This is a genomic window from Lachnoclostridium sp. An169 (assembly GCF_002160525.1).
In the GTDB taxonomy this organism is placed as follows: domain Bacteria; phylum Bacillota; class Clostridia; order Lachnospirales; family Lachnospiraceae; genus Mediterraneibacter; species Mediterraneibacter cottocaccae.
The window spans coordinates 17912-35817 of the sequence record NZ_NFKT01000041.1 but is presented as its reverse complement, the minus strand read 5'-3'; the positions used below and the strand labels follow the sequence as shown (position 1 = coordinate 35817).

Sequence of the window (17906 nt, the reverse complement as noted above, 5' to 3'; positions counted from 1 at the left end):
AGAGATAAAGAAGAAATCTCAGAGGAAGGTTCGGGCTGTATGTGGACTGATGCTCATACAGGGACAGCCGGGAATCGATCAGGAATGAAAGATCATTCTTCATCGACATGTAAATGGCATTGTCCAGAGTATTGATCGTGAGCAGTTTCGGATCTGTGTAATGTTTTCCAGTCATGGCATTATAAAGTTCCAGTAAATTCTTCTCATCGCCAAAGATCATGATAAAGATCCGGGACTTATATGTCCGGTTTGGTGTGACAGATGCGGTGTTTTCTTTTGTCTGCATAGAATTCCTCCTCTTAATAATAAATGCGCAGGAGGCTTCTCTGCCTGTCTCTTTTTCTTTCAACCAGAAACCTCGCTGCTGTGTCAATGGGATATAAAAGCATTGAGATTTCTTTTGATCATAGAATCTTTGATACGGAAAGATCCGCAGATAAGATGAAATATATCAGAAATAATAATGCTTTGAGCATATATTAGCACACTGCTGCCATAAAAACCATACCGGATTTTGCTGTATCCCCATCTTTTCTATTTTTTTCCAAAATAATTTTTCGAAAATTGTTAAAGTTTACTTTGTTGATGCGCCTCTTCAAAAATGTTACCGTAAACGGAGATTATTCTGCCGTCCTTTCGGCAGCTTCATTTTACAGACAGAGGTGCAGGCGGAAAATGTCCGAATACTATTACAACACCCTTGATCCCCGGGAAAAGAAAGTATACCGGGCTGCTCTGAATGGTCTCAATGCATGCCGCCCGGATATCCGGGTCCCCGCAGCCGACATGGAGCGTTTCTCCCGGATCATTACGCTTCTCTCTTTTGATCACCCGGAGATCTTCTACGTAGATTTCCACCGCTTTACGGTAAATACCTCCGGCACCTCGCTGATCTGGGATGTGGACTATCTGTATCCGAAGAAGCAGATTATACAGTTGAGGCTCCTTCTGGAGGAAAAGGTATCTCGTATCCTCGCCTCCGGAAAAAATGTATGCACAGCTCCGCCTCTGGAGAAATGCCGCTGGATTCATGACACACTGGTTAAGAATGTCTCCTATAACCAGGAGGCGCTCCGCTTCCCGGAGATGCATCTGGAAGCCTATTCCGTTCTCGGTGTATTCCGGAAGAAAAGCGCCGTATGCGAAGGGATCTCCCTTGCCGTGGAATATCTGGGTGAGCGGTTGGGAATTTCTCTCCCTGTCATCACCGGAAAGGGGATATCAGACCGGGCCGGTCTCGATGACAGTCACGGATGGAATCTCTTAACCACAGACGGGAAGCATGCCCACCTTGATGTCACATGGGACCTGTGCCTGAGCGCTCCCCTGCATTTTATCCGATATGATTATTTCTGCCTGCCGGACGACCTGATCCGTACAGACCATGTTTATTCCGGCACACCGCACTGTGATGCCGGAAGCGGGCTTACCTTTTTTGAACAGACGCGGCGTCAGTTCACAGAACTGCGCCAGTGCGAATCCTATATTTCCAAAAAACTGAAAGAGGGGCGCAGAAGCTTCTATTTCCAACTTCTGGCACCGGATGATGTGCTGGCGAAAGCAGAGCGTGCCCTCGAGGCCATGCTGCTCCGTAAAATGCCGTTTTTCTTTCCTTTCGGTGCAATTTTAAACTCTTCCCACAACCTGAAACTGGGAATTTTTTTCTACCGGATCTCAGAAGGCGGAGAGGATATCAGGAGGTAACTTACTTATGGGAAACGACCTTGTCAGACGCTCATCCGATGTTCCTGAATTAAAGAGGGCAGACGGATTTTTCAGCTCTCTTTTCCAGAGCCGGACCGAGCGCATCAACCACATAAACCGGAGCGTTATTGAATATAAGCCCAACCGGATCGAAGCATTCCTTCCGCCCGGGTCAGCATCGTGCAGCTGCGTAATCTCCGGAGGCGTGGATGCCGTGCGCAGCAATGTCGTCTGTGCCCAGATCGCCTGCGCCGCAGAGAATCATCTCCCGGTCATCATCCTCCACGAGGGGGATCTGCAGCTTGCGGAAGCTGTCCGCAGCCGTTTCGGAAAGGATCCGCGGTATGCAGAGATCAGTCCGCAGGTTCCCGCATTTGAACCGATGTACGGGCTTTCCGGCCTGGAGATCTCCAACGAGATCGTCCAGAGCACGCCGCCGGAATTCGACATGAAATACAATGTGAAATATTACCTGGACGGAGTGGCTTCCCTCATGAACGGCATCGGGAAGAGCACCAGTTTCCACATGTTTGCCACCTGTCCACACCTGCGGATCTTCGACCTGGTGGATGACGCCCAGACACAGGGGAAGATCACGGACCAGACAGCGCAGGAGATCCGGTCCAGACTGATGATGGGACAGTCGGAGAACTTCAAGCTCGACAGCGTCCTTGCCGGTCTTCAGATGGAGATGGACCCGGTCCTATGGAAGAGCGGCTGCGGTCTGGAGCCGGTCAATGTGTTTACCGCCATAAAGGAGCATAAGATTCTCTGTTTCGACATTGTGTCACTGAGCAGCCAGATGATGACCAACATCATCATTTATCAGTTAAAACTCGCTCTCTCCCGGCGGATGCCCTTCATGCTCGTCGTTGATTCCCTGCCTGTCAATGCGAACAGACAGTACCAGGACTTCCTGAAGATGTCCTCCAATCTCCTTGCCCTGACCCTTGTCTCGGACGACCTCTACGCCATGACAGGCGGAGACGACAAACTGTTCGATTCCTTTGTGGGGAGAAGCGGTCTGGCGGTCATCCTCTCCCACAAGTCCGGGGCGAGCGCAAAGAAATGGGCGGACGCTGTCGGCCAGTATGACGAGTGGGTGGATTCCTACTCGAAAAATTACGGCACCCAGACCAATCCCCGGGATATCTGGAGTTCCCACAGCTCAGGGAATTCCACTTCCACCAGCCGGAACCGGGCATACAAAGTGCGGCCGGAATGGATCTCCGGCATGGGGGATACCGAAGCTTATATCATCTCCCAGGCACGCCGGGAGACCGCGCACATCCAACTGCTGATTTAATATCAAAATCAAAACATAAGGAGGAACACTATGGAACCATTTGCACCCGGGAAAATCATCCCAACCTGCAGCGGCATCCCCGCGAAAGTCGTAAAATATCTCGCCGAGGGAGGCCAGGGAGTCGTCTATGTCGTGGAGTACGGAGGCGAGAAGAAAGCTATGAAATGGTATAAGGACGGCGCACTCAAAAATTCGGATCTCTTCTATAAAAATCTGGTGAAGAACGCGGAGAAAGGCTCGCCGGATCCGGCATTCCTGTGGCCCATCACCGCCACGGAACAGGTGGACGGCTCTTTCGGCTACATCATGGACCTGCGGGCGGAAGGCTACTATGAACTCTGTGATTTTACCCTTGCCAAAGTGACCTTCACGTCCTTTAAGGCGGCCACGGAAGCATGTATCCGCATCGTGTCCGCATTCCGCCTCCTGCACAACAGCGGTTACTGCTACCAGGATATGAACGACGGAAATTTCTTCATCAACCCGAAAACTGGGGATGTACGCATCTGCGACAACGACAATATCACTGCCAATAAGACGGACACCTTCATTCTTGGCACGCCCAGGTACATGGCGCCGGAGATCGTGGTCTCAGGTGGCAGAGAGAAGCCGAACACCCAGACCGACCGCTTTTCCCTGGCTGTCGTGCTGTTCATGATCCTGTGCATGAACCATCCCCTGGAGGGAAAACACTGGCTCGTGCCATGCCTGACCCCTGCCATGGAGAAGAAACTCTACGGCAGCGACGCAGTCTTCATTTTTGACAAGGACGACGATTCCAACCGCCCGGTCAAAGGGGTACATGACAACGTCCTCCAGCGTTGGAAATACATGCCTTCCTATATCCAGGACGCATTTTTCACTGCGTTTTCCAAGGAGGCCATCCATAATCCGGCCCGCCGTCTCAGGGAACTGGACTGGCTGAAAGTCCTGGTCCGCTTTCAGAGCGATATCGTCCGCTGTCCCCACTGCCGGAACGAAGTCTTTATCCAGGACGCTTCTGACACCCGGTGCGACGACTGCGGGAGGACAGTGGAAGTAAAGCATACCCTGAAGCTTGCGGACTACTCCATCACCGCGGCGAAGGGCACCCGGATCTACCGCTGTCAGCTCGGCGCATGCAACGCGGACGATGCCCTGGACCGCATCGGCGTGATCGTCAGCAGGGATGACGACCCGAATATGCTCGGTTTCCGCAACATGACGAAAGATACCTTCCTCGCCATCACACCGAGCGGAAAGCAGAAGCAGTTAAAGGCCGGGGACGTTGTTCCCCTCAAGGCAGGGATCACCCTGCAGCTTCCCGGCGGAAAGACCATCGGGATCAACTGATACAAGATGCTCAGAATCAACGGATAAAAGAGAATAATCTGTAAAAAGGAGAGAGAACCATGCCAAGAGCAGAAGAAACCGAAAAAATCGCACGGAAACTGTTACCCATCATCTATGTCATCGATACATCCGGAAGTATGACAGGAGACCGGATCTCCTCAGTCAATGAGGCAATGAACGACACGGTGGACGTCTTAAAAGAGGTGTCCGAAAACAATCCCACCGCGGAGCTGAAAGTGGGCGTCCTGCAGTTCGACTCCAACGCCCGCTGGGTGACCAACGGCCTGATCTTCATGGAGGACTACTTCTGGAATGATCTGGAAGCCGGAGGGCTCACCACACTCGGCGCGGCCCTCGACGAGCTGGACAAGAAGCTCTCCCGCAGCGCTTTCCTCGACAGTGAAGTAGGCTACAAAGCACCGGTCATCATCTTCATGAGCGACGGATATCCCACCGACGATTATGAAAAGGCACTGAAAAAGATCAGCGCCGGAAACAAATGGTATAAAATCGCCACAAAGATCGCCATCGGCGTGGGTGACGACTTTGACGCAGACGCTCTGGCAAAGATCGCGGGCAACCGGGAGGCAGTCATCAAGGTCAACGACAACGAGACTTTAAAGAAACTCATTCGGGTTGTTTCCGTCACCGCGTCCATGGTCGGAAGCAAGAGCCGTGCCGATGAGAGCCAGACCGGCGAGGTACTCCGGGAGATCAGCAGGGAGATGAAAGGCGATCCCGATATCGTCATCCCGGAACCGTCTCCGGAGCCGGATCCTGTTCCTGATACCGGAAACACAGATGCTTCCGGCGGAGGATGGGATACAGGATCATCCGGCGGATGGGACGACGACTGGGACTAGGACATCGTTTCACATTTCCGGAGGTAGGATACAGATATGTATGAGACATTCAACATCACCATACACGGAGCAGGCCATATCAAAGCAGGCCAGCCCTGTGAAGACTACAGCATCTCCACAGAAGATGCACTCTGCCGGATCTTCGTTGCCGCCGACGGCCACGGGGATTCCAACTGTCCCCGAAGCAGCTTCGGTTCTGAAACGATCTGCCGGATCGCCTCAGAGGAACTGCGCTCCTTTGCCGTCTCCATAGAAGAGGAGAACTGGACGGACCGGCTCTTCGACAGCCGGTGGAAAGAACCGCTGATCCGCCAGCTCATCACCAGCATCTTCGGGAAATGGACCCAGACCGTCCTGGATGACTTCAACCGCAATCCTCTCACAGACGAAGAGCGGGCCGGCTCCCGGAGCTACATCGCCCGCTATGACCAGGGAGAACGGATCGAACACGTCTACGGCACGACCATGATCGCCGGGCTCCTCACGGACCGTTATCTCCTCCTGCTCCAGCAGGGCGACGGGAGATGCGATGTATTTTATGAGGACGGCCATGTGGATCAGCCCATCCCCTGGGACGACCGCTGTTTTGCCAATGTCACCACCTCGCTGTGCGACACGGACGCCATCGCAAGCTGCCGTTACCACGTGATCGATCTGGCTGTCTATCCCATCAGCGCATGCATGGCGGGGAGCGACGGGGTGGAGGACTCCTTTTTCTCCATGGATCAGATGCACTCTTATTACCGGGAGCTTCTGATCTATGCATCGGAACACGGGGTGAAGGGGCTTCTGAAACACCTGAATGAGACCCTGCCGGAATTTTCCCAGAAAGGGAGCCGGGATGACACGACCATCTGCGGATTCATCGACCTGGAAAAAGTATCGTCCCTTATCCACGTATTTGTGCGCGCCAACCGGGAAACAGATCTGCAGAGCAGCCTGAAACTGTTAAACGACCGGATCACCTCCATGGAGAGCGGGAAAATGGAGTATCTGCAAAGGCAAATGAATAACGCGGAGCAGATCTGGCTGAAAGCCAGGCGTTCGCTTTCTCCGGACTCTCTCTTCCCTCCCATGATCCCGGACCCGGAATATGAAGAGAAGCAGAAGAAATACGAGAATGCAGAAAAAGCATATAACGACTACAAAAAACGTTATGAGGATCTGACCGCTGAGCGGGCCGGGATGCTTGAACAGATCCGGCGTCTGCGCGCAGGACTGCCGGAGGAAGCGGAAGAGGCGGATCCTGCGCAGGACGAGACTCACGTTCCGGCAGATGACACTGACGCACAGACGCCGGCTCACGCTCAGGCAGAGGACGCTGACTTGCAGACGCCGGCTCACGCTCAGGCAGAGGACAGCGGGATGGCAGAGAAGCCTGCATATCCGGAAGAAGAGGAGGAAGATTTCTCATGGAACTAATTCTCTCGGTCCTGATCGTTCTCGCAATTTATACATTTATCGCGCTGAAGGCGGGAAGCGCCCTGCTCTCCTACCGCTCAGCCTGGCTGGACGCCCCCGTCATGCCGAACCGTCTCGTAAAAGCGGTGCTGTGCATCATCGTGGGCTATATCACGGCCGTGTTTTATCTCGGCTGGGTATTCTTCAAACTGATTTTGAAACTGACGTTCCGATAATATCTCAGATAACGTTCAGCCGCAGCAGCTGACGATGAAAAGGAGAAGAAAAATGGCGGTAGGAAAAACACTTTTATACGGCAGCTCCATCTCAAAAAACATTCCCCCGGCTCTGCCCGCAGACCCGAAAGTGATCTTAAAAGGCGAGTTCAACGGAAAGCCCGCCTCTTTTGGTCTGGACAACGATATCCTGAGCAAGCACATGATGCTCGTGGGCGGGACCGGATGCGGAAAGAGCACACTGTTCTACCATATCATGAGCCAGCTCAAGGCAAAGATGACCCCGGACGACGTCATGATCATCTTCGACAGCAAGGGGGATTTCTACTCCCGCTTTTTCCGGCCGGGGGACGTGGTGATCGGCAACTCGTCCCAGTACCGCCAGAATTCCGAGCACTGGAATATTTTCCGCGAGATCGTGTCCGACGGCTGGGACGATCCGGAGATCCTGGTCAACGCCCAGGAGATCTGCAAGGGATTTTTTGCCGAGCGCGTGAAAAACAGCTCTGCAAATGCTTTTTTTCCAAACGCAGCCCGGGATCTGCTGGCTGCCATCCTCGTCACTTTCGTAAGAATGGGGCGGGACGACAAGGAATTCTGTAATGAGTGGATGTACAACAGCGCCCTCCGGGAATACCTGGACGGATGTACCGCGGATCTCCTCATTGATCTTCTGGAAGATTCGCCGGATATGCAGTCTGTCTTAAGCTACATCGTAGGGGACGGGCCCCAGGGGATGGGCGTGCTCTCGGAAATGTTCTCCGTCATGCGCGATATCCTCATGGGCGTCTTCGCGCAGAAAGGCGGGTTCTCCATGCGCAGCTTCGTGCGCCGGAAAGGCGGGCGGACGCTCTTCATCGAGTACGACCTGTCCATCGGAAGCGTCCTCACCCCCGTATACAAACAGCTCTTTGACCTGGCGCTCAAGGAGGCCATGGGACGGAATAAATCAGAGGGGAACGTCTACTTTTTCTGTGACGAATTCAAGCTCATCCCTCATCTGGAGCACATCGACGACGGCGTCAACTTCGGGCGCAGCCTGGGGGTAAAGATCTTTGCCGGGCTTCAGTCCATCGAACAGCTCTACGAGATCTACGGGCAGAGCCGGGGGAAAAACCTCGCCGCAGGATTCTCCTCCATCATCGGCTTCCGGGCAAACGACGTCACCACCCGCGGATACCTCTCGGAACTCTACGGGAAGAACCTGGTCCTGGAGCAGTATAAAAAGATGGACAATACCTATGTAGAAGAAAAGCGAAACGGCTGTACCGTGGAGGACTGGGATATGAATGACCTGAAAGTCGGTGAGGCTGTCGTCGGTCTTCCCTTCTCCCAGCCGTTCCGCTTCTATTTTGACATGTACCGGTAAGGACGTTTCCCCTGCACCGGCAACACAGAAAACACAAAAGGAGGTGCGCTATGGACAAAACACAGGCTGACCGGATCCGGGAAAACGTGCTCCGGACAAGAAAAGGAACGCAGGCAAGCCGCTACGGCCAGAAGGGACTTACCAGCCAGGCGGCAAAGATGAACTCCAAAAATTTCCGAAAACTTATGACAGGAAGGAACTTAAGCAGAACAGACACGAAAAACATGTGGAACTCCTTTTCCCACTCCACAAAAACGCCTGTCATGGCACGCCATGCGAAAAAGGGCGAGAATTTCAAAGTGACTTCCGGGAAAAACGGAGCGTCGGGGAACTTCGTCTCCAAAAAATCCCTGGGGCGGAATCCTTCCCAGAGAGTAAACAAAGGAGCCCTTCCCCCGTCCAATCCCGCCACAAAGCAGACCAATGTGAAGCTGGCGAAAAACCAGAACCTGGTATATGGAAAGATCGCCCCGCAGAAGCAGTTCCAGAAGGCGGACCCCAAAGGCATGCCAAGAAAAGGCGGGGGCATGCAGACCATCACCAACGGCGGATACAAGAGCGGCGCCATCAAAAACAGCCGCACACTGCGCGCTCCGTCATACCATCAGAAAGCCGCTGCAATGAACCGGACAAAAGCAGCGAAGATGACCGCTGCGAAAAGTACCGCAAGATCAACAATGGCAAGATCGGCGGTGGCGAAATCATCCGGCGCGAAGATGCAGACCGGAGGAGGACGGAAAGGGTTCGCCGGAAAGAGCGGCGGCAGAAGCGCTTCCGGCGGCGGGAAGTCTTCGTCCAAAGGCATGAGCCGGTAAGGTACATATGGCGCAGAATTATTTATCCTGAAAGATGAAGCGAGGTCAGCAAACATGAATTCCCTGAAAACCGTCTGTCCGTCCTGCGGGCAGAGCTTTGAGAAAAAAGAGAACCAGATCTTCTGTCCCCATTGCCGGATGCTTCTGCCGCTTACCGACATCACGGTAACTGACGCAGGGACAGCACTTCTGTACATCGTCAGTTCCCGTGGAGCGGAAATATTAAAGCAGAGCCGGATCGTCCTGTCAATGCTCCCGGATATCATGCCGTCCTGCCAGGACGACATCCGCCTGCTCCGCGCCGTGTACAGTACAGCAGAGCAGGAACTCAGCGGCTTTGTGACAGCAGTTTCAAAAAAGAGAAACACCCGTGAGTCCCTGAAGAAACTGGCAGGGGCTCTTCACCGGGCTTTCTTCGCAGGAAATTACATGGAACAGGCTGTCTGTCTTTTTCTCGAAGCCTGCTCCCTTGATCCGGAACAGACCCTCGGCGGTCCCGGGTATCCCGTGCTCCGACAGCGTCCCCGCTCTCTTGACAAAGACAGATTCGTCAAATGTCTGGAACAGATTCATCGTCAGAAAGGATCCGAATTCTGGAAAAATCCGGATACCGCCGCGGCTGCTGCCACCGACCATGATCCTGCGCTCCGGGAGGAAGCCGGACTTCTGAAACGCGCCGGTCAGACAGCCGGAGACGAGCTATACACGCTCATGAAAACCGTCTTAAGTTCAGCACGGAAAGATGATGATGAAAAGATGCCCGCAGCGTGCCTGCAGGCAAAGCTCAAAAGCGCTTTTATGGATCTGCAGGATATCGATTTCCTTGTCGGCTCTCTTCTGGAGTCTGCCGGACTTGAATACACCCAGACGCTGTATCATCCCCCTGCCGCTCCGGGCAGCGCGCCTCCTCACCGTCCGAGAAGGTCCGGACCCGCCTCCGGCTCAAGCGCAGCTTCCGGAGCCTCAAGCATCTCCGGCTCGGGGGCAGCTTCCGGAACAGCAGCCACCTCCGGCTCAGGAGCCGCAGCGGCGCGCGCCACAAAGAAGAAGCGTTCTCTGCCGAAGCTCATCCTCACGGCACTTGTCCTCTACTTCGTTTTCCTCTATGTGGTAAAACCTGTGATCGATCATTTCACCACAGAAGCCAACAAAAGTGCAGCCATCGAAGCACAGAACAGCGCCGGATCAGACGGCCCGGACAGCACTAACAGCGATGGCGCCGGCGGGGAGGACAGCACCGGCAGCGATGGCGCCGGCGGGGAGAACGGTACCGGCAGCAGTGGCACCGATGGAGAGAATGGTGCCGACAGCGGGAATAACACCGCCACTGCATCCGATCCCTATCCTGCCCCGTCCGTGAGCACCAGTTCCACACAGAGCGGTCTCTACGCCATAGGCAATATCGCCTCACCTTCCCGGTATGCCCGGTACCAGGGACCGGACAACACATTTTCCTTTTCCTATCCGAGGGTGCTCTATGACGATGTCTCCTACACCTTCGAGAATGACGGACAGGATATCGATATCGTATTTTCCTGTGCAGGCGATCCCAGTTCCCTCAGCGTCTTCCGGCATCCGGTAGACACATCCGCCCAGGAATACCGGGACGCACAGATGGACTATGCCACCGGTTCCGTAAATAATGCGGAGATCCTTGCCGACCGGAAATCTATGTCCGGCGCACTCGCCGACACCAGAAGCCAGGAGCGCTACACCCTGTATGTCAAAGGCACGGATAAGGAAAACCCGGACATTGTCATCTATCAGCTTTACAGCATCAGCTCCGAATGCATCCAGGGAATGGTCCTGAAATACCCGGAAGCATCCGGTACCGAAGACCTTGCCCTGAAAGAATATTATGCGCAGGTTATGTATGATCTGTGCGGTTTCGGCGGAAATACAGACTATCCCTCGTGGAACGATTTCAAATCGGACTACCTGTAGATACGCGGAAAATACACAATGTAACATAAGGAGTGAAACATGGATACACAGAAAATCATAACCCTGTTGAAAGATATCAGAGACACACAGGGAAACGCCGTCTTTCTGAACGTGGACAGGCTCTCTTCCTACGTCCTTGATCTTTCCCGGGGGCAGGATACGGCTGACGCTCTCCCTCTTATGAAAGCCGTATATCATTGTGCAGAGCCGGAGATCGCATCCCTGATTGACGCGCTCCGGAGAAACGGTTCCGATACGCAGATCCGCGAGACCGTTTACCAGGTAAAAGCAGCACTGGCTGCAGCCTTTTTCCCTGCAGGAGAATGCCGTGATCTCCTGAATATTCTTCTCGGAGTTTTTGACCGGGACTTTAACCTAGTGGATGACGGACATTTCCCCTCTGCCCCCGCGCTGAGTATTGCCCGCTTTTCCGCCGCGCTTCAGGCTCTGGACGATAAATATGAGAACGAGCTCTGGAAAAGCGGTACTATCCTGTCCAGTCTTCTCGCAGATCAGGACGCCGGTCTCTCCGAAGAGCGCCGCCTGGTGGAACGGGTCTATGAAGCGGCAGGCACGGACGTCCGGAAACTGGTCTCCCTGATCGTCAAAAAGAAGGACGAGCGCAGCCAGATCCGTCTGCTCCAGAAAAAGCTTCAGTCCGCTTTCATTGCAGACTGCTATATCGATGCTTTTCTCGAAGCCGTCCTTGATCTCTTCGGCAGGGAATACCCGTTTCCGCTGACGGGGGACTCCTCCTCTGCCGGTAAATCTGAATCCGCAGGATCGCCGAAAGCATCAGGACAGACGGCAGACACAGGGAAATCTGCAGGCAGCTCTGCAGATGCCGCCCACCCGGCAGCCCCAGGCAGATCGGGGGCGCAGGCGGCATCCGCAGGACAGAACCTGACTGCAGGACATCCTGCTCAGACACCCTCCGCTTTATCTTCTGCCCCGACCTCTGCCCCCGCAAAGAAGAAAGGAAAAAAGAAAATGCTTGTCCTTCTTCTAGCCATCGCTCTTCTCATATGGTTCGTCCCCCGGCTGTCCGGAGGATCGGATACAGATGCGGACAGCAGCACAGCCGGCACGGGCGAAAACTCCACAGGAAGCGGCACAGATGACAGCACTGGCAGCAACTCAGGTGACGATACAGACGAAAGCGGCGCAGATTCCACAGAAGGGCTCTCACAGACTGCCGAAGAACAGGAGCCGGAACTTTACCAGCCCCGTCTGGAATCCGAGATTTCTCTGGATTCTGTGGGCACCACCGTCTACGGGGATAATGTGACAGACCTGCACAGCTACTCCCGTTATGAAGCCCGTGGGAAAAACTTTACCTTCGCCTACCCGCGCAATCTGTACACGGATGTAAATCTGGTCAGCGACACATTTGATACTTCCTATGTCTTTACAGGGACCGACGACTCATACCTGGAGTATCATATCAAATCCATGACTACGAAATACTCGTCACAGCAATGGAGGGAGACGCTTACCCGGAGCCTCACCTCGGGGATGACCGATGTGCAGCTTCTCGCATACGCAGACGGCGACGATGAAGGACACTTTTATCTGACGGCAAAGGAGGGCGGACTGGATGTGGTCATCGTCAGCACACTCTATGTATCCGGCGGTCCGGCAGAATGGATGATCCTGAAATATCCGACTCCCACGGACGACCAGGATGCCCTGCGGAAAGCTTACCTGGCAGAATGCCTGTACTGTCTCGCCGGATTTTCCGACAGCAGCAGCCAGGGGCTTTCCCTGCGCAGCTTTGAAGAATTTACCGCCCGGAATTAATCTGCCGGGCACAACACCCAAATGAAAAGGAGAAAACTGATATGAGCGAACAAAAAGACTACTGGAAAGAATACCTGGAACTGGAAAACGACTATAACCCGGACCATGCGCAGAGGCGTATCCGCGTACTTGAGGACTGCTATTATCACAGCGGAGAGGACGAGCTGCGCTGCTTCGCGGCATATAAGCTCGGCGCCACATACTACTGGGGGCTTGCAGTTCCCGTCGATCATGCCGAAGGAGAAAAATATCTGAAGTATGCCGCAGACCTGAACGAGGGAGACTCTGTAAAATACCTGGGCATGATCCTCTTAAAGAACGGGGACATCAAAGGGGCAGACTATCTCTTCAAATCCATCTGCCTGAGTTACGGCACTGCAGCCGACTCTGCGGAAGGCCTGTACCTTGCCCGCCAGTGGTATCTGAAAAAAGGTCATTCCGAAGAAGCTGCCTACATCGATCAGCTGATCTCCCGCCTCTGGGATCCCGGCATCCAGATTCCGGAAGAAAAGGCCGGCGGACGCGAAATTGCAAAGGCGATCGCCATCCAGTACCACCTTGCAGACCAGATGGAAGAGACAAGAGAGGATGCCCATGCCTATCTCACAGAAGCCTCTTCCCTGGATAACGGATATGCCACCTACTGGCTGAACAATTTCCCCGAATACACCCCCGATATGGCAACGCTTGAGAAGATGCTCCAGAATGATGACGCGCCGGATCTGTTCATAAAATTCTCCTCTCCCAAAGAAGCGCTGATGTCCCTTCCCCTGCCGCCATGGGTAAAAGGTGCAGACACCGGCTCCACAGGAAGCGCCCGGACGGCTGCCGACAACTCCGCTGCCCGATCCCGGACGTCCGCAGACAGCTCCGGAGGCTTCTTTAAGAAATGGGGAAGCACACTGATCATCGCAGCCATTGCAGGTCTGATCATCCAGTCCGTATCCAGCGTGCCCTTTATCCTGAGCTTCATTGTCATAACTGCTGTTCTTGCGTTCATCCGCAAATGGCGGAAGGACTTATAAGCTTTCAGATTCGGAAAATGTTAGACTCTACATAGTTGCAGCCGCCTCCTTAAGGTGATACTTTATTCTCATCTTAGTAAAAGGAGGATTTCAGACATGAGCAACATCTATCTCAGTGAAGAAGAATTGAGCGTTCTCACAGGCAGAATGGAAGATCTTTTTGCACAGGGCGTTACGGTTTCCGATGAGCACTCCGGAGAAATGAACTTCAGCGGATGCGCCACAGGACACTGCCAGGCATGGGATTAATCCCGCAAATCTGACGCAATACAGAGCAGAAACTCAAAGAGCGAACAGGGAAACGCCGGCCACTCGCGGCCGGCGTTTCCCGATGGTTCCTCCGGAAGAAAAATCAATGATCGGAGCAAAATAATATGAGAAAAAATCTGGATAAATTTATGGGGAAACCCGGCACGAAAATCATTATCCTCACCCTGACCAACCAATGCAATCTGCGCTGCACCTACTGCTATGAGCACAACAAAGAGACCCGTGAGATGCCGCTTGAGACTGCCCTGAATATTGTGGAGCGCGAAATGACGGCAGACGACGGTTCAGACTTCGCCTGTATCTACTATTTCGGCGGCGAGCCTTATCTGGAATTTGACAAAATAAAGGTGATCCACGACTTTCTTAAAAGCCGGAACTGGAATAAAGGCTGGCACGGATTCACCACCACAAACGGCACCCTTGTCCACGGGGAGATCCAGGAATGGCTCGTCGAAAACTATGAGACAATGGAAGTGTACTTAAGCATGGACGGGACGCCGGAGATGCACAACCGGAACCGCTCCAACTCCTACGATATGATCGATACTGCATTCTTCCGGAAATATTTCCCCTTCGCGAAAATGACTGCCACCCCTCAGACACTTCCCCAGCTCGCCGAAGGAATTATTTCTCTTCACGAACAGGGATTTGAAGTCTCCTGCAATCTGGGGGAGGGCATCTCCTGGCCGGAGGAATGTGCCGGTATCCTTGCAGAGCAGATGAATCTTCTGTCCTCGTACTATCTGGAACACCCGGATGTCCCTGTCTCCACGATTCTCCGGGCAGGAATTGAAGACCTTTCACCGGGAACCGAACACCCCAGGCGTTTCTGCGGCGTCGGTCCCATGATGCGCTCATACGACACGGACGGCATCGCTTATCCCTGCCACGCTTTCGCTCCGCTGTGCATCGGCAAGGAGAAAGCAGAAGCCTCGAAAAAACTGGATTTTTCCTGTCCGCTCCGGTTGGAAGAGAACGATGAAAAATGTCGGAAATGCCCGCTGATCGGGAACTGCCCCACCTGCTACGGCATCAATTTCGGCGCCACGGGAAATGTCTATCACATTGCAGACGACTACTGCCGCATGATGAAAGTTCATTTTCTTGCCAACGCCATGTTCCAGTACCGTCTCTGGCAATGCGGCAGGAAGACATTTAAAGACGAGGGAACGGAACTGAAATTTTTGAGAAACGTGAAAGCAGTGCAGGAGTTAAAGCCATGACAGAACATGAAAAAGACCTCTTCCCTGTGTGGGGTGAGTGGTACCCTGTGGACACCCTGGGGGAGGGCTCTGTGGGGGAAGTCATCCGCATCTGCCGCAGTACGCCTGCCGGACCGGAATACGCGGCTCTGAAGCAGATCACCATCTCCGCAGACACCGGAAATTTCCGCTTTGCCCGGGCACAAGGGATGGATGCTTCCTGCATCCGCTATTTTTTCCGCGCAGTTCTGGAGGAAACTATGGGAGAGATCCGGATGATGGAACAGCTCTCCCACTGCCCCAATATCGTGCAGCTAGAAGATTACCTGATCCGGGAACTTCCCGATGGATGGCTTGTCCTGATCCGCATGGAACTTCTCAAGCCTTTTATAAACCGGATGACGGATCTTCTCATGACGCCATCCGATATCTGCCGCTTCGGGATCCATCTGTGTACTGCCCTGGAAGCCTGTGAACAGGCACAGATTGTCCATCGGGACGTAAAACCGGAAAACATCTTCTGGCAGGAGGCGACGGATACTTATAAGCTGGGAGACTTCGGATTCGCCCACTATCTGCAGCGGCCAACAGAAGAAAAAGGGCGCGCCGGAACTCTGACCCATATGTCCCCGGAGATCTACGCCGGCTCTCCCGCAGACCATGCCGGAGACCTGTATGCACTCGGCATCATCCTTTACCGGCTTCTGAACGACAACCGGATTCCGTTTCTCCCTTCCTATCCCGGGCCCTTTACCCCCGGGGAACGGGATCATGCCCTTCTGCGCCGTCTTCGTGGCGAGGATCCCCCGCTCCCCTCTGCTGCGGACTGTGCCTCGAATCCTGCCTGCACACAGACCCGTCTCGGGGTTCCGTTTACAGAGAAACAGAGGCCGCTTCTGGAACAGCTCGCCCGGATCGCCAGAAAAGCCATCCTGGCTGATTCCGCCGCACGTTTCCCTTCTGCGGCAAAGATGAGACAGGCACTTGAATCCGCTGCAGGAAAAGTAATGGAGAACACAGATTATGAATGAGATTGAGCAGTATTACGAAAAATTTCGTGCAGAACTTGCCTACCCTTTTGAATATCACAATATCGATTACATTGGCGTCTGCCTGGATGCAGACGCCTCCGTTCCATGCCGTTTTAAAATGTACTGGAGCGACCACTGCTCCGCCCCATTTGACCACTGGCTCACCAGATGGCTGAAAGAACACCGGATGCTGCAGTATATAGAAACCGTCGAACACAGCGGCAGAACAGGGAAATACCAGTCAGATATGCGCATCAGCAGCCGGACAGATTCAAATATGCAGCACCTTTTTTCTGCTCTGGCAGATCATGAGCCCGCTTTTTCACAGAACGAAGAACTGATCCGCACGATTTCAAAGATGCCGGTTACTACGGGAAAAAATTACCTTTATGCCTCTCTGTATTTTCTCGGCGCCATTTACACCGGAACAGATTCCAGCGAAATGCTGAAATTCCACTGGATCAACCGTTTCTGTCAGGATCCTGATGCACTGTCCGAAAATATCTGGTATAATGACAGTATTTATCTGGAATATCTCCGTGCTCTGCCGGACGAACATTACCTGCTGCCTGCCCGTCATGCAGAAGCTGTACTGAAAGCGTGTAGCTGCCATCTCTGGATGACCGGACTGGATGTTATGGGAAACGGTTGGAAAAAATATAAACTGTATGTCAAATACTTCCACGACCTCTGCCCTGTCCTTTCCGGGCTCTTTTCACAGGAAGCCCCGCAGAGAGATGGCATACAGGGAGAGGACCTGCAGGGAGATGGCATGCAGGGAAAAGGTCTGCATGCTCTGGCAGGCAAAGCTGACAGACTTTGCAGATGGCTGCGGACACACCCCGAGCTGGAACCCGCAGGATGCGCATTCTGTCTGGATACAGACGGGAAATATTCCGTAAATCTATACTATGGAATACAGGAGAGTTATTTTGAAAATGGACACAATCAGCGACAATAACAGAACCCCTGCGGAAACACCCGTGAAAGCCCCGGAGCTCCTCATATGGGTTAATGAAAAAAATGAAGTCATCGGATACGGAGAAAAACTGGACACGCATATCCGTGGTCAGCTCCACCGTGCATTTTCCATATTTATCTATGACCCGGAGCGCCGGGCACTGCTGCTGCAGAAGCGTGCAAAAGGGAAATACCACTCCGGAGGACTGTGGAGCAATTCCGGCTGTTCACACCCGAGGAAAGGAGAAACCTGGAGCCAATCCCTCTCCCGCTGCCTTCAGGAAGAACTCGGTCTTGATTTCCCGGTTGTTCCCGATCTCTCCGGCAGTCCGGAACATGACTTCACCCTTGCAGGAGAATTTCAATACTACTCCCACTACGGGGAACTGGCGGAACATGAGTGGGATTACGTCTTTCTCTGCCGCCGTGCCATTTCAGATGAACAGATCATACTGAACCATGACGAAGCGGAGGATTCCATGTGGATCAGCCCTGCAAAGCTGGACCGCTGGCTGGACGAACGCCCGGAAGATTTCACAAGCTGGTTCGCCATGGCATATCAGCTTATAAAAAAATTAATTTAGCAATCCCCCTGCGGGCAGAGTGTTTCACCGCACTCTGCCCGCAGGGGCTCATTTTATATCTGCT

At 53.5% G+C, this 17906-nt stretch carries 16 protein-coding genes and 1 pseudogene; 16 read left to right on the top strand and 1 reads right to left on the bottom strand.

Annotated elements, in window-relative coordinates:
* A pseudogene (locus tag B5F07_RS19800) lies at window positions 1–286 on the bottom strand (hypothetical protein); the annotation flags it as partial.
* 389 nt (window positions 287–675) lie between these two features.
* Here B5F07_RS19800 and B5F07_RS19795 point away from each other — a divergent pair.
* From B5F07_RS19795 to B5F07_RS19725, 16 genes are all read left to right on the top strand, one after another.
* Window positions 676–1704, top strand: a complete 1029-nt coding sequence (locus B5F07_RS19795) for a transglutaminase domain-containing protein (protein WP_087162934.1) — start codon at window positions 676–678, stop codon at window positions 1702–1704.
* Window positions 1705–1711: 7 nt separating this feature from the next.
* Window positions 1712–3010, top strand: a complete 1299-nt coding sequence (locus B5F07_RS19790; protein WP_087162933.1) for a hypothetical protein — start codon at window positions 1712–1714, stop codon at window positions 3008–3010.
* 30 nt (window positions 3011–3040) lie between these two features.
* Window positions 3041–4342 carry a serine/threonine protein kinase gene (locus B5F07_RS19785; RefSeq protein WP_087162932.1) on the top strand — a complete coding sequence of 434 codons (1302 nt, stop codon included), beginning with the start codon at window positions 3041–3043 and terminating at the stop codon, window positions 4340–4342.
* A 59-nt stretch (window positions 4343–4401) separates the two neighbouring features.
* Complete coding sequence (locus B5F07_RS19780; RefSeq protein ID WP_087162931.1) at window positions 4402–5205, top strand: vWA domain-containing protein; 804 nt, start codon at window positions 4402–4404, stop codon at window positions 5203–5205.
* Between the two features lie 36 nt (window positions 5206–5241).
* Window positions 5242–6627, top strand: a complete 1386-nt coding sequence (locus tag B5F07_RS19775; RefSeq protein ID WP_087162930.1) for a protein phosphatase 2C domain-containing protein — start codon at window positions 5242–5244, stop codon at window positions 6625–6627.
* Window positions 6618–6842, top strand: a complete 225-nt coding sequence (locus B5F07_RS19770) for a hypothetical protein (RefSeq protein WP_087162929.1) — start codon at window positions 6618–6620, stop codon at window positions 6840–6842. Before B5F07_RS19775 ends, B5F07_RS19770 begins: the two co-directional genes overlap by 10 nt.
* 52 nt (window positions 6843–6894) lie before the next feature.
* Window positions 6895–8211 (top strand): type IV secretory system conjugative DNA transfer family protein, encoded by a 1317-nt coding sequence (locus tag B5F07_RS19765; protein WP_087162928.1) that lies wholly within the window; start codon window positions 6895–6897, stop codon window positions 8209–8211.
* A 50-nt stretch (window positions 8212–8261) separates the two neighbouring features.
* Complete coding sequence (locus tag B5F07_RS19760) at window positions 8262–9026, top strand: hypothetical protein (RefSeq protein ID WP_087162927.1); 765 nt, start codon at window positions 8262–8264, stop codon at window positions 9024–9026.
* A 54-nt stretch (window positions 9027–9080) separates the two neighbouring features.
* Window positions 9081–10970 (top strand): hypothetical protein, encoded by a 1890-nt coding sequence (locus B5F07_RS22725; RefSeq protein WP_087162926.1) that lies wholly within the window; start codon window positions 9081–9083, stop codon window positions 10968–10970.
* A 39-nt stretch (window positions 10971–11009) separates the two neighbouring features.
* Window positions 11010–12770: a hypothetical protein gene (locus B5F07_RS19750; RefSeq protein ID WP_087162925.1), complete on the top strand. Its 1761-nt coding sequence runs from the start codon at window positions 11010–11012 to the stop codon at window positions 12768–12770.
* 41 nt (window positions 12771–12811) lie between these two features.
* On the top strand, window positions 12812–13795 hold the full coding sequence (locus B5F07_RS19745; protein WP_087162924.1) for a sel1 repeat family protein: 984 nt from the start codon (window positions 12812–12814) through the stop codon (window positions 13793–13795).
* Window positions 13796–13891: 96 nt separating this feature from the next.
* Window positions 13892–14044 (top strand): hypothetical protein, encoded by a 153-nt coding sequence (locus B5F07_RS22720; protein WP_162613188.1) that lies wholly within the window; start codon window positions 13892–13894, stop codon window positions 14042–14044.
* 125 nt (window positions 14045–14169) lie between these two features.
* Window positions 14170–15288: a radical SAM protein gene (locus B5F07_RS19740; protein WP_087162923.1), complete on the top strand. Its 1119-nt coding sequence runs from the start codon at window positions 14170–14172 to the stop codon at window positions 15286–15288.
* Complete coding sequence (locus tag B5F07_RS19735) at window positions 15285–16298, top strand: protein kinase domain-containing protein (RefSeq protein WP_087162922.1); 1014 nt, start codon at window positions 15285–15287, stop codon at window positions 16296–16298. Before B5F07_RS19740 ends, B5F07_RS19735 begins: the two co-directional genes overlap by 4 nt.
* Window positions 16291–17259 (top strand): hypothetical protein, encoded by a 969-nt coding sequence (locus B5F07_RS19730; RefSeq protein WP_087162921.1) that lies wholly within the window; start codon window positions 16291–16293, stop codon window positions 17257–17259. Before B5F07_RS19735 ends, B5F07_RS19730 begins: the two co-directional genes overlap by 8 nt.
* A complete protein-coding gene (locus B5F07_RS19725; RefSeq protein WP_242972608.1) occupies window positions 17237–17842 on the top strand; it encodes an isopentenyl-diphosphate Delta-isomerase in 606 nt (201 codons plus the stop codon). The genes B5F07_RS19730 and B5F07_RS19725 overlap by 23 nt, the downstream gene beginning before the upstream one ends.
* The last annotated feature ends 64 nt before the right edge of the window (window positions 17843–17906 follow it).